This window comes from Homoserinibacter gongjuensis (assembly GCF_030161875.1).
GTDB classification, from domain to species: Bacteria; Actinomycetota; Actinomycetes; order Actinomycetales; family Microbacteriaceae; genus Homoserinibacter; species Homoserinibacter gongjuensis.
In genome coordinates, this window is record NZ_BSVA01000001.1 from 1,203,887 (window position 1) to 1,216,959 (window position 13,073).

Here is a 13,073-nt window from a genome sequence, read left to right on the forward strand (position 1 = left end):
AGTCCACCGCAGGATTGGACCTTGAACAAGAGTCCAATCGAGCTACACTGGCCGCGTGAACACGCTGTCTGCCCGTGCTTTGGCCCTGCTCATGGTCGATTGGCGGGGGTCCACCGGGCCCGCCTACCTGGCGCTCGCCGACCGCATCCGCCTGCTCGTGCTCGACGGCCGCATCCCGCTCGGCACGCGCCTGCCCGCCGAGCGCGAGCTCGCGAGCCACCTCGGCCTCAGCCGCACCACCGTGTCGGCCGCCTACGCCGAGCTCCGCGACAGCGGCTACCTCGAGAGCGTGCGCGGCTCGGGCAGCACCGCGCGACTGCCCCACGACGGCGGCATCGAGCTCGACCTGCTGGCGGATGCGCCCATCGACTTCTCGAAGGCGTCGCTGCCCGCGCTGCCCGCCGTGGCCCAGGCCGCGCAGGCCGCCGTCGACCGCCTGCCGAGCTTCCTCCCCGACAGCGGCTTCGACCCCTTCGGCCTGCTCGTGCTGCGGCGCGCGATCGCCGATCGCTACACCGAGCGCGGCATGCCCACCGACCCCGAGCAGCTCATGATCACGGTCGGGGCGCAATCCGCGATCCACCTGCTCGCCCGCACCCTGCTCGGCCGCGGCGACCGCGCGATCGTCGAATCGCCCGGCTACCCGCACGCGTTCGACGCCCTCAAGGCGGCGGGTGCGCGTCTCGTACCGGTCGCCGTCACGACCGACGAGGGCTGGGATGTCGCCGGCCTCGAGCAGGCCTTCCAACGCACGAGCCCGACGGTGGCCTACCTCATGCCCGAGTTCCACAACCCCACCGGGCGCACCATGGATGCCGCGACCCGCGCCCGCGTACTCGAGCTCGCGCAGCGCGAAGGCACCACTCTCATCGTCGACGAGACCATGACGGGCCTCGGGCTCGACGGGCAGGCGCGCCCCGACCCGTTCCCGGTGGCGCGCAACGTCGTCACCGTCGGATCGGTCGGCAAGTCGATCTGGGGAGGCCTCCGCATCGGGTGGGTGCGGGCCGAGCGCGACCTCATCCAGCGGATGGCGCGGGCGCGCTTCGCGAGCGACCTCGGCACCCCGATCCTCGACCAGCTCGTCGTGGCCGAACTCGTGCCCGGCTACGAACAGATCCTCGCGGGACGCCGCGCCTACCTGCGTCAGGGCCGCGACCACCTCGCCAAGCGCATCCGCCAACACCTGCCCGAATGGCGGATGCCGCACGTCGAGGGCGGGATCGTCGCGTGGGTGGGGCTCGGCGCACCGCTCAGCTCGCAACTCGCCCTCGCCGCCCGCAACGAGGGCCTCGTGATCGGCGCCGGCCCCCGCTTCGGGCTCGACGGTGTCTTCGAGCGCTTCCTGCGCATCCCGTTCGGCATGCCGCCCGACCAGATCGACCGCGGGGTCGAGGCGCTCGCCGCCGCCTGGGCCTCCGTGACGCGCAGCAGCATCCGGCTCGACGACCCCAACCTCGCGCACGTCGTGTAGGAGCGCCGCACCTTCAGGGGATTGGAAGGTGGGGGACGCTCGCTCCTGGGATACTGAGCGGGTGCACGCGGTCGTGCGCGTCCCGGCCGCGTGAAGCGGCATCCCACAGCACCCGGGGGAACCGTGTCTCTGCTCTCCGAGTTCAGCCTGCGCAACCGCGCACTGATCGCCCTGCTCACGATCGTCGTCGCGCTCTTCGGCGGCTACGCGCTCACGGCGCTCAAGCTCGAGCTGTTCCCCTCGCTCACCCTGCCGAACGTCACGATCGTCACGACCTACCCGGGCGCGAGCCCCGAGGTGGTCGAGAACGACGTCTCGACGCCCATCGAAACCGCAATCCAGGGCGTCGAGGGTCTCGACTCCACCTCGGCCACGAGCTCCTCCGGCATCTCCACCGTGCAGGCGAGTTTCGCCTACGGCACCGACCTCACGCGCGCCGAGCAGAAGGTCGAGCTCGCCGTCGGCCGCATCCAATCGCAGCTGCCGAGCGGCGTCGACCCGCAGGTCGTCACCTTCTCGATCGGCGACTTCCCGGTCGTGCAGCTCGCGGTCACGAGCGACCTCGACACGGCAGAGCTCGCCTCCCGCCTCGACACCCTCACGGTGCCCGCGCTCGAGCAGACCGACGGGGTGAGCGCCGCCACCGTCTACGGCGCCACCGGGCAGCGCATCACGATCACCCCCGACCTGGCATCCCTCGCCGCCGACGGTCTCAGCACGCAGTCGATCCGGGATGCGTTGAAGGCGAACGGCGTGCTGCTCGCGGCCGGCACGGTCGACGAAGGCGACAAGACCCTCACCGTGCAGGCGGGCGTCAAGATCGAATCGGCCGAGACGCTCGAGAGCCTGCCGCTGCTCGGCGGCGCGGTGCCCGCGACGATCGGCGACGTCGCCGAGGTGGCGATCGTCGACAACCCCATCACCGGCATCTCGCGCGTCAACGGCGACCCGTCGCTCACGATCGCCATCACCAAGACCCCCGCCGGAAACACGGTCGACGTCTCGCGCGAGGTGAACGCACAGCTCGACGACCTCGCCGCGCAGCTCGGCGGCGACACCCGGTTCACGATCGTGTTCGACCAGGCACCCTTCATCGAGCGTTCCATCAACTCGCTCGCCACCGAGGGTCTGCTGGGTCTCGGCTTCGCGGTGATCGTGATCTTCGTGTTCCTGCTGTCGCTGCGCTCCACACTCGTCGCCGCGATCTCCATTCCCGTGTCGGTGCTCATCACCTTCCTGGCGATGCTCGCCACCGGCTACTCCCTCAACGTGCTGACCCTCGGCGCGCTCACGATCGCGATCGGCCGCGTCGTCGACGACTCGATCGTCGTCATCGAGAACATCAAGAGACACCTGAGCCTGGGGGAGGAGAAACGCCAGGCGATCCTCATCGGCGTCAAGGAGGTCGCGACGGCCATCACGGCATCCACCGTCACCACGGTCGCCGTGTTCCTGCCCATCGCGCTCGTGAGCGACATCACGGGTGAACTGTTCCGGCCGTTCGCGCTCACGGTGACGATCGCGCTCGCCGCATCCCTCTTCGTGGCGCTCACGATCGTGCCCGTGCTGGCCTACTGGTTCCTCAAGGTCAAGCCGCACCATGCGCACGAGGCCGGCGCCGATCCGGTGGGCCTCGACGACGAGCTCGACCGCCCCTCGGCGCTGCAGAAGGGCTACCTGCCGGTCATCCGCTGGACCCTCGCCCGCCCCGCCCTCACGATCATCGCCGCCGTCGTCGTGCTCGCCGGCACCCTCGCGCTCGTGCCGTTCGTGCCCACCAACTTCGTCGGCGACTCCGGCCAGAACACCCTCAGCGTGCGGCAGACCATGCCCGCCGGCACGAGCCTCGACGCGAAGGACGCCGCCGCGCAGAAGCTCGAAGACGCCCTCGCCGAGGTCGACGGCATCGAGACCGTGCAGGTGTCGGTCGGCTCGAGCGGAGGCGCCAGCTCGGCGCTCGCGGCGATCTTCGGCGGCGGGGGAGCGACGACCTTCTCCATCACGACCGACGAATCCGCCGACCAGGAGCGGTTGCGCTCCGACGTGCAAGACGTGATCGACGCGCTCGATCCGGATGAGGCGGGCGAGATCTCGGTGTCGTCCGGCAGCGGCGGCGGCGGCTTCTCGAACGACATCGCGATCGAGATCACGGCGCCCGACGAGGACTCCTCGCCGACGCATCGACGCAGATCCTCGCGGCGATGCGCGACCTCGACGTCACGCAGCAGGCCGAGTCGAACCTCTCGGAGACGCAGCCCTACATCGCCATCCAGGTCGACCGCGAGAAGGCGGCGGCCGCGGGGCTCAGCGAGGTCGCCGTCGGCGGCATCGTCGCGGAGGCGATGCTGCCCGCATCGATCGGCTCCGTCGAGATCGACGGCACCACGCTCCGGGTCTACATCGACAACCCCGACGCCCCCACGAGCGTGCGGGAGCTCGAAGACTTCGTGATCCCGACCCTCGCCGGCCCGCAGCCGCTCACGGCGCTCGCGACCGTCGAGGAAGTCGACGGCCCCGCCTCGATCTCCACCCAGCGCGGGGTGCGCACGGCGACCGTCTCGATCACGCCCGACACCGCCGACATCGGCACGGCATCCGCAGAGGTGCAGACCGAGCTCGACGCGCTCGACCTGCCGGATGGGGTGACCGCCGAGCTCGGCGGCGTCACGGCCCAGCAGTCCGATGCGTTCCAACAGCTCGGGCTCGCCCTGCTCGCGGCGATCCTCATCGTCTACACGGTCATGGTGGCGACGTTCCGCAGCCTGCGGCAGCCGCTGCTGCTGCTCGTCTCGGTGCCGTTCGCGGCCACCGGCGCGATCCTGCTGCAGCTGGCATCCGGCATCCCGCTCGGAGTCGCGTCGATCATCGGGCTGCTCATGCTCATCGGCATCGTCGTCACCAACGCGATCGTGCTCGTCGACCTCGTGAACCAGTACCGCGATCGCGGGCTGGGCGTCGTGGATGCGGTCGTGCACGGCGCATCGCGGCGACTGCGGCCGATCCTCATGACGGCGCTCGCGACGATCTTCGCGCTGCTGCCGATGGCGGTGGGGCTGACCGGGCACAGCGGCTTCATCTCGCAGCCGCTCGCGATCGTCGTGATCGGCGGGCTCATCTCGTCGACCGTGCTGACGCTCGTGGTGCTGCCCTCGCTCTACACGCTCGTCGAGGGCGCGCGTGAGCGGCGCGAGGCGCGGCGGGCGGCGCGGGCGGCTGCTGCCGCGTAGCGCTCGACGCTTCGCGCGGGAGCTCTCGACGCTTCGCGCGGGAGCGCGGTCGGTCTTGCGACGCATGCCCCCGCGTATCGCCTGGCGGCGATGCGCTCCCGCCCGACCCGATGCCAGCGTCGCAAGACCGACCGCGCACCCCCGCTTCGCTCGCCATTCCCGCGTGGCTTTCCCCTCGCCGCTCCGGGGGACCCCGCCCCCAGCGGGTTGAGGAGCGACGCGTGCCGGGGACCCATCCCCAGCGGGTTGAGGAGCGACGCGTGCCGGGGACCCATCCCCAGCGGGTTGAGGAGCGACGCGCGCAGCGCGGCGCGTCTCGAAACCCCCGCACGCGAAACTGCGCGAGGGCGGGCCCGCCGAGTCCCGCGCGCGGCGAGGGTCAGCCCGCCGGCGTCGGCGCGGGCGTGGGGCCCCTGCCTCGCCCGCGTCCGCCGCATCCGTCGCGGGGGCGAGCGGCAGTTCGACGGGCGCGAGCGTGCGGGCGAAGAAGTCGAGGATGCGCTGCTTCAACGCGTCGTCGATCATCGCGATCGAGTGCAGGCGACCCTCGACGGTGACGTACGTCGTGTCGACCCCGGCATCCCGCAATGCCTGCACGAAGAGGCGCGCCTGCCCGATGGGGATCAGCTCCTCGGTCGAGTGCACGACGAGGAACGGCGGGTCGCTGCCGTCGACCCGCGTGTTGGCGGATGCCAGGGCCGCCGCGGGGCAGTTGGTGTAGTCGACGCATCCCAGGTAGCTCAGCTGCACGGGGATGAAGTCGTCGGTGGCCGCGACCCCCGTGAGGTCGATCGGGCCCGACAGCTCGGCGACCGCGGCGACCCGCGATCCGGTGTCGAGCCCCCGCTTCCGCGCGTGCCGAGCAGCGACACCAGGTTGCCGCCCGCCGAGCCGCCGAACGCGCCGATGCGTGCGGGGTCGATGCCGAAGCGCGTCACCTGCTCGGGGTCGCGCAGCCACCGCACAGCCGCCGACACGTCGTCGATCGCCGCGGGGAACGGATGCTCGGGTGCGAGCCGGTAGTCCACCGCGAAGGTGGGGTAGCCGGCCTTCGCGAGCCACTGGCAGACGGCGCGCCAGGCGATGTCGTTCTTGGAGCCGCGCGCCCAGCTGCCCCCGTGCACGACGACGATCGCGGCGCGAGCCGTGTCGGTGAGCGGATCGAAGTCTGCTGGACGGCACGCGTCGAGGTAGAGCGGCTGGCCGTCGATGGTCGCGTAGGCGATGTCGACCGTGGTCGGAACGGTGGGGTCGGTCGCGAGGTGCGGGTTGCTCGACACCACGACGCCCTCGACCCGCTCCGATTCCGTGCCGGTCGGGCCGCACCCGGTGAGCGCCGCGAGCGCGCTGAGCGCTGCGGCGCCCAGGGCGACGGCACGTGTCGGGTTCGCGGCGCGCATGATCGCACTACCGTAACCCCCGGTTCTCTCGGCGGATGCACGGGTGCGAAGCGAGCCGACCCGCTATGCTCGTTCGGTCGGCTCTCGACAATCGCGGCATCTGGCCGCGTCTTATGCACTGTGTAGGTCGAGCGGGCCGGATCGTCCACGCATCCGTGGTCGAGGAATTCCTTGAGGAAAACGGCCCCGGTCGACTGAGCCCGGGTTCTCGTCGCACGCGCACGTGCGCGGCGACGCACTCTCATGAACACCGGAAGACACATCCATGGCGTACAACACGCGCGCGCCCCAGGGCGGCAAGAAGAACCCCACCAAGGGTGGGCACAAGAAGGTCGGCGGTCCGTCCGCGAAGCACCGCGGCTATCAGCCTGAAGCGGATGCCGCACGCAGCGGCAAGAAGCCGCGCTGGTCGAGCGAACAGCGGGTGGCGAACGGCCTGGGGGCCGACCGGCCGCGCGGGCAGCGCCCCGAGCGCGGCGACGAGCGCCCCAACTGGGAGCCCCGCGGCAAGGACGCTCGCGCGTCTGTCGAACGCGCCCCCGCGGCGCGCAAGCGCGACGGCGGGTACGGCCGCCGCGACGACCGCGATGACCGTGGGTCCGAGCGCCGCTACGGCGACCGTCCCCGTCGTGACGACCGCGGCTACGGCGACCGTCCGGCCTATGGCGACCGTCCGCGCGCGAACCACGGTGGCGACCGCCCGCACCGGCTCGCCGGTGACCGCCCGCAGCGGGGCAGTTACGGTGACGACCGCGCGCGGCGCGACGACCGTCCCGCCCGCGACGAGCGCCCCCGCTCCGACGCCGATCGCGGGCAGCGCACCGAGCGCACGCGCTACGACAGCGACCGTCCGCGTCGCGAAGACCGCCCGCGCTACGACGACGACCGTCCGCGCTACGACGACCGCCGCAGCAGCAGCGACGACCGCCGCGGCGGCTACCGCGACGAGCGCCCGCGCCGCGACTACAGCGACCGCCCGCGTCGCGACTACGGGGACCGTCCCCGCCGCGACGACGCCGAGCGCGCCCCGCGTCCGATGGTCGAGGACGTCGTGCTCGAGCGTCTTGAGGCGCAGGCCACCCTGGCCTCCGACGTCGAGGGCGTGACCTTCGGCGACCTCGGTCTCGGTCAGAACATCGTGCGCGAGCTCGCCGAGCTGGGTGCCACCGCCCCGTTCGCGATCCAGGCCGCCACCATCCCCGATGTGCTCTCGGGCGGCGACGTGCTCGGCCGCGGCCGCACCGGATCCGGCAAGACGATCGCCTTCGGCGCCCCGCTCGTCGAGCGGCTGCTGACGATGCAGGCCGGCGACAACAAGCGCCGCGAGTTCGGCCGCGCGCCGCGCGCGCTCATCCTCGCGCCGACCCGCGAGCTCGCGCTGCAGATCGACCGCACCGTGCAGCCGATCGCCCGCAGCGTCGGACTCTTCACCACCCAGATCTACGGCGGCGTGCCCTACGCCCGTCAGCTAGGCGCGCTCGAGCGGGGTGTCGACATCGTGATCGGCACGCCCGGACGCATCCAGGACCTGTCGGCATCCGGCAAGCTCGACCTGTCGAAGGTCGTCATCACGGTGCTCGACGAGGCCGACCACATGTGCGAGCTGGGCTTCGCCGAGCCGGTCACCGAGATCCTCGACCGCACGGCCGAGGGCGGGCAGCGCCTGCTGTTCTCGGCGACCCTCGACAAGGGCGTGGCCGACATCGTCGAGCGCTACCTCACCGACCCCGCCGTGCACGAGGTCGCCGGTGAGGACCAGGCGAGCTCGACGATCGAGCACCGCGTGCTGCTGCTCGACCAGCGCGACAAGCAGGAGGTGCTCATCGAGCTCGCCTCCGGCCCTGGCAAGAAGCTCGTCTTCGCGCGCACCCGCGCGTTCGCGGAGCAGCTGGCCGACCTGCTCGACGATGCCGGCATCCGCGCGGAGTCGATCCACGGTGACCTCAACCAGTCGCGCCGCCAGCGTGCGCTCGACAAGTTCTCCAACGGTCGCGTCACCGTGCTGGTGGCGACCGACGTCGCCGCGCGCGGCATCCACGTCGACGACATCGGTCTCGTGATCCAGGCGGACGCCCCGGATGAGTACAAGGCCTACCTGCACCGCGCCGGTCGCACGGGCCGCGCCGGCAAGGACGGCCTCGTCGTCACCCTCGTGCCCCGCAACCGCCGCCGCCGCACCGAGGAGCTGCTGAAGCGCGCCGACATCGTGGCCGAGTGGACCCCGGTCGAGCCCGGCGACGCCCTCATCGAGGAGCTCGCCGCTCGCTGAGTGGTCATGGCGCGGCTGGAGCCGTGACACGAGGGCGGGGGAAACAACCCCGCCCTCGTGTCGTTTCTCCCGCCGGTGCGTGCCAGCGGCACCCGACGTGTGTCCGCGCGCACGCGCACCCCGTCGTCTTTGTCGAAAATGCAGGAGAACTGGTCGGCCGCCGCCGTGTTCGCCTAGCAATCGTGGGACTGGAGTCAGAGGACTCCTGCAGTTTCGACATTGGCGCGGGGTCGTGCCCCCGATGTCTGTACCCGCGCCCGCGCCGCTCGCTGTTGTGCAGGAAGGCGGATGCTGTTGTGCAGGATCGCGCGCGCGGATGCCCGAAAATCCAGGGCTCAGAAAGAGGTCGCGGACCGGAACTCCTGCACAACAGCAGAACTCCTGCACAACAGCAGAACTCCTGCGCAACGGCTCGCGCGCAGATGAGCACCACATGAACAACACATGACGCGGATGCGCGCACTCTTGCGCGATGTCGGGCGGCAGGGGTAGGGATGAGGTGGCCCCCAAAGGGGGACACCCGACCACGCTGTCCACTTCGAACAACGGAGCACCGCGAGTCATGAAAACTCCAGACACCACTGGCCGACCGCCCGCAGGGCGTCGGCTGGCCGCCGTCGCCACGGCGGCGATCGCAGCCCTCGGGCTCAGCACACTCACCGCGACCCCGGCCTTCGCGGCCGATGTCACCCACACGATCGCCGAGGTGCAGGGCACCGGGGCGACCACCCCGCTGAACGGCCAGACCGTCACCGTCGACGGTGTCGTCACCGGGTACTACAACGCCGCATCCGGCTACCGGGGGCTGTACCTGCAGTCCGCCGACTCGGGCGGCGCCACCGACGCCACCCCCGGCGCATCGGACGGCATCTTCGTCTACTTCAACCAACTGAACCCCTCGGTCGCGATCGGCGACCTCATCCGCGTGACGGGTACGCCGGGCGAGTACCAGGGCCAGACGCAGCTCACCGCGACCACCGCATCTGCCTACGAGCTGCTCGAGGCCGGCGCGGGTCTGCCCGAGGCCACCCCGCTGCCCGACACGGTCGTCGGCGACGCGCGGGAGGCCTACGAGGGCATGCTCGTGCAGCCCACCGGCGACTACCGGCTCGCGTCGAGCCATGAGCTGTACAACTTCGGCTCGCTGTGGCTCTCGGCCGGTGGCGAACTCGTGAAGTCGACCGAGACCACGGATGCCGGCCCCGCGGCCGACGCGATCGCCGCCTCGAACCTCGCACGGCGGCTCATCGTCGACGACGGCTACAGCATCCGTGTCGACAACAGCCAGCACGTGGGCGACCAGCCGTACTTCACCGCCGACACGGTCGTGCGCAACGGCGACCGCTTCGTGCCGCCCGCTCACCCGATGGTGCTCGGCTACGGCTTCGATAACTGGCGGCTGCAGCCGCAGGTGCCGCTCACCGACGCGAGCGACGCCTCCTACAAGCCCACCTTCGAGACGCTCAACCCGCGCCCCGCGACGGCCCCCGAGGTCGGCGGTGACGTGCAATTCGGCAGCTTCAACGTCTTCAACTACTTCACGACCTTCGGCGGTGACGCGCGCGGCGCGAGCGACGCGGCCCAGTTCGCGAAGCAGAAGGCGAAGATCGTCGCGGCCATCAACGGCCTCGGCGCGGATGTCGTGGCACTCGAAGAGATCGAGAACTCCGCGGTGCTCGGCGAGCAGGCCGACGAGGCGCTCGCCGACCTCGTCTCGGGCCTCAACGCGGCCGCCGGTGCCGGAACGTGGGATTACGTGCCGACACCCGACGCCGTCAACGCGGGCGACAACGACGTGATCACGACCGCGATCATCTACAAGCCGTCGCTCGCGACGCCGGTCGGCGACAGCTTCGCCGACACGGATGCGGTGTGGGACATCGCGCGTAAGCCGATCGCCCAGACCTTCGACATCGGCGACGGCCGCCTGGTGACCGTCGTGGCGAACCACTTCAAGTCCAAGAGCCCGCCCACCGGTGGGGGAACCGAGCCCGCCGACGGCCAGGGCTTCTTCAACGCCGAGCGTGTCGCCCAGGCGCAGCGGCTCGCGACGTTCGTCGGCGACATCGCCGCCGATCCCGAGAAGAGCGCCGACGTCATCCTGCTGGGCGACTTCAACGCTTACGGCCAGGAGGACCCGGTGCAGGCGCTCACCGCGGCCGGCTTCGTCGACCTCGTGCCGGCGAAGGCCCCGGGGCAGTACACCTACACCTTCAACGGTGAGCTCGGATCGCTCGACCACGCGTTCGTGACGGCCTCGCTCGCGAAGTCGGTCACCGGCGTCGGCGTCTGGGGCATCAACTCGGCCGAGTGGAGCGACCGCGGCTACGCGTACGGCGCCACCGACGGCTCGAGCCCCTACCGCTCGAGCGACCACGATCCGGTGGTCGTCGGGGTGACCGCGGCGGCACCGCCCGTCACGATCGACCTCGTGAGCGTCAACGACTTCCACGGTCGGCTCGAAGCCACGAGCTCGACAGCGGGAGCCGCGGTGCTCGGCGGCATGGTGCGCTCGTACGAGGCCCAGAACCCGAACACCCTGTTCGTGGGTGCCGGCGACTTCCTCGGGGCATCGACGTTCACCTCGTTCATCCAGCAGGACGAGCCCACGATCGACGCCCTCAACGAGATCGGCCTCGACGCGAGCGCCTTCGGCAACCACGAGTTCGACAAGGGCCGTGCGGATGTCGACGACCGCATCCTGGAGCACGCCGACTGGCCGTACCTCGCCGCGAACCTCTACGACCGGGCGACGGATGAACCCGCCTACCAGGAGTACGAGCTGCGCGAGTTCGAGGGCGTCACGATCGGCTTCATCGGAGCCGTCACCGAGGACCTCACCGAACTCGTGAGCCCCGCCGGCATCGCGAGCCTCGAGGTCAAGGAGGTCGTGCCCGAGGTCAACCGCGTCGCGGAGCAGCTCTCCGACGGCGACGAGGCCAACGGCGAGGCCGACATCCTGGTGCTCCTCGTGCACGAGGGCGCGGCGACGACCGACATCTCGAGTGCGACGGATGACTCCAACTTCGGTCGCATCGTGAACGGCGCCGACCCCGAGATCGACATGATCATCTCGGGTCACACGCACCTCGCGTACGACTTCGATGTGCCGATCCCGGGCACCGACCGCACGCGTCCGGTGATCTCCTCCGGCCAGTACGGCGCGATGTACGGCCACTCGACGATCGTCTACGACCCCGAAACCTCGGCGCTCTCGATCGACACCGAGAACCTCAACCTCATCGGTGCCTTCCCGCCCGCCCCGGCCGTGGCGCAGATCGTCGCGGATGCCGTCGACGTGGCGACCGAACTCGGCGCGGTGTCGCTCGGCTCGATCACCCAGGACATCCCTCGGGCGGTGCAGAGCAACGGCTCGGAGAACCGCGGTGGGGAGTCGATGATCGGCAACCTGATCGCCGACGCCCAGCTCGCTGCGACCGCGGATCTCTCGACCGAGGTCGCGATCATGAACCCGGGTGGCATCCGTGCCGACCTGCTCTACGCGGGCACGGGCGAGGGCGATCCGGATGGCAACGTCACCTACGCGGAGGCGGCGCTCATCCAGCCGTTCGCCAACACGCTCGTGACGCTCGACCTCACCGGGGCGCAGCTCAAGGCGGTGCTCGAGCAGCAGTGGCAGCCGGCGGGAGCCGCGCGGCCGTACCTCAAGCTCGGGCTCTCCGAGGGCCTCGAGTACGTCTACGACCCGGCCGCCGCCGAGGGATCGCACATCACCGCGATCACCTTGAACGGCGAACCGGTCACCGATGATCAGGTGATCAAGGTCGTGACCAACTCGTTCCTCGCGGCGGGAGGCGACAACTTCGGCGCCTTCACCGAGGCGGCGAACGTGGCCGACTCCGGGCGCATCGACCTCGATGCCTTCGTGGCCTACATCGGCGAGAATTCGCCTATCGCCCCGCCCACCGAGCAGCGTGCCGTCGGCGCGACGCTCACGGCTCCGGCCGACGGTGTCGCGTACGCCTCCGGCGAGCAGGTGACGGCGCAGTTGTCGTCGCTGCTGTTCAGCAAGGGCGGTGACACGTCGGGCGAGGCGAGCATCAGCCTCGGCGACCAGGTGCTCGGCACGGGCGAGGTGACGCTGCAGATCGTCGACACGACGGATGAGCAGGGCACCGCGACGGTGACGTTCACCATCCCGGATGGCGTGGAGGGCACGCAGGTGCTCACCATCACCGGTCCGGGCGGCACCGAGGTGACGCTGCCGATCGAGGTGGCCGAGGCCACCGAGCCGAGCGAGCCGGTCGGAACGCGCACGAGCGCATCCGCGCCGCTCCTCGTGTTCGGCAACACGGTCAACTACAAGGTCACGGTACGCACCGACGACGGCTCGCCCGCGGTCGGCACGCTCGTGATCCGCGACGGCCTGAAGACGGTAGCCACGGTCGACCTGGCCGAGGCGGCCGCGGGCAAGACCACCGTCAAGCTCACGCTGAAGCGGGGTCTGCACCTGCTGACGGCACAGTTCAGCGGCGACGGGTTCGACCCCTCGCTCAGCTGGCCGTCACTTGTGATCGTGCTGTAGGCAACCCCGCTGGTTGAGTAGCCGCGAAGGGGCGTATCGAAACCCCCACCGCCACAACCAGATCCGGCCCGCAGGCACCATCCCACTGGCGCCTGCGGGCCGTCTGTCGCGGCCGTGCACCGCGGTGGGGTTCTGGGGCTCACATAAAGGTGCGGGG

Annotated in this window: 6 protein-coding genes and 1 pseudogene; 6 read left to right on the forward strand and 1 reads right to left on the reverse strand. The window is 70.8% G+C overall.

Annotated elements, in window-relative coordinates:
• Positions 1-55: 55 nt before the first annotated feature.
• The 4 genes and pseudogenes from yczR to QQK29_RS06595 all read left to right on the forward strand — a co-directional run bounded on the left by yczR (position 56) and on the right by QQK29_RS06595 (position 5,422).
• Positions 56-1,474 carry a MocR-like transcription factor YczR gene (gene yczR / locus QQK29_RS06585; RefSeq protein ID WP_284298829.1) on the forward strand — a complete coding sequence of 473 codons (1,419 nt, stop codon included), beginning with the start codon at positions 56-58 and terminating at the stop codon, positions 1,472-1,474.
• Positions 1,475-1,597: 123 nt separating this feature from the next.
• Positions 1,598-3,358, forward strand: a pseudogene (locus QQK29_RS18550) (efflux RND transporter permease subunit); the annotation flags it as partial.
• Between the two features lie 317 nt (positions 3,359-3,675).
• Positions 3,676-4,701: an efflux RND transporter permease subunit gene (locus QQK29_RS18555; protein WP_431308664.1), complete on the forward strand. Its 1,026-nt coding sequence runs from the start codon at positions 3,676-3,678 to the stop codon at positions 4,699-4,701.
• 496 nt (positions 4,702-5,197) lie between these two features.
• The gene (locus tag QQK29_RS06595; RefSeq protein ID WP_284298831.1) at positions 5,198-5,422 is read left to right on the forward strand and encodes a hypothetical protein; all 225 of its coding nucleotides are present in this window, start codon (positions 5,198-5,200) and stop codon (positions 5,420-5,422) included.
• 19 nt (positions 5,423-5,441) lie between these two features.
• Here QQK29_RS06595 and QQK29_RS06600 read toward each other — a convergent pair whose 3' ends face one another.
• Positions 5,442-6,101 carry an alpha/beta hydrolase gene (locus tag QQK29_RS06600; RefSeq protein ID WP_284298833.1) on the reverse strand — a complete coding sequence of 220 codons (660 nt, stop codon included), beginning with the start codon at positions 6,099-6,101 and terminating at the stop codon, positions 5,442-5,444.
• Positions 6,102-6,366: 265 nt separating this feature from the next.
• Here QQK29_RS06600 and QQK29_RS06605 point away from each other — a divergent pair, with 265 nt between their 5' ends.
• Together QQK29_RS06605 and QQK29_RS06610 are read left to right on the forward strand one after the other, a co-directional pair.
• Entirely contained in the window at positions 6,367-8,370 is a 2,004-nt protein-coding gene (locus tag QQK29_RS06605) for a DEAD/DEAH box helicase (protein WP_284298835.1), read from the forward strand.
• A 562-nt stretch (positions 8,371-8,932) separates the two neighbouring features.
• Positions 8,933-12,916 carry an ExeM/NucH family extracellular endonuclease gene (locus QQK29_RS06610; RefSeq protein ID WP_284298838.1) on the forward strand — a complete coding sequence of 1,328 codons (3,984 nt, stop codon included), beginning with the start codon at positions 8,933-8,935 and terminating at the stop codon, positions 12,914-12,916.
• Positions 12,917-13,073: the final 157 nt, after the last annotated feature.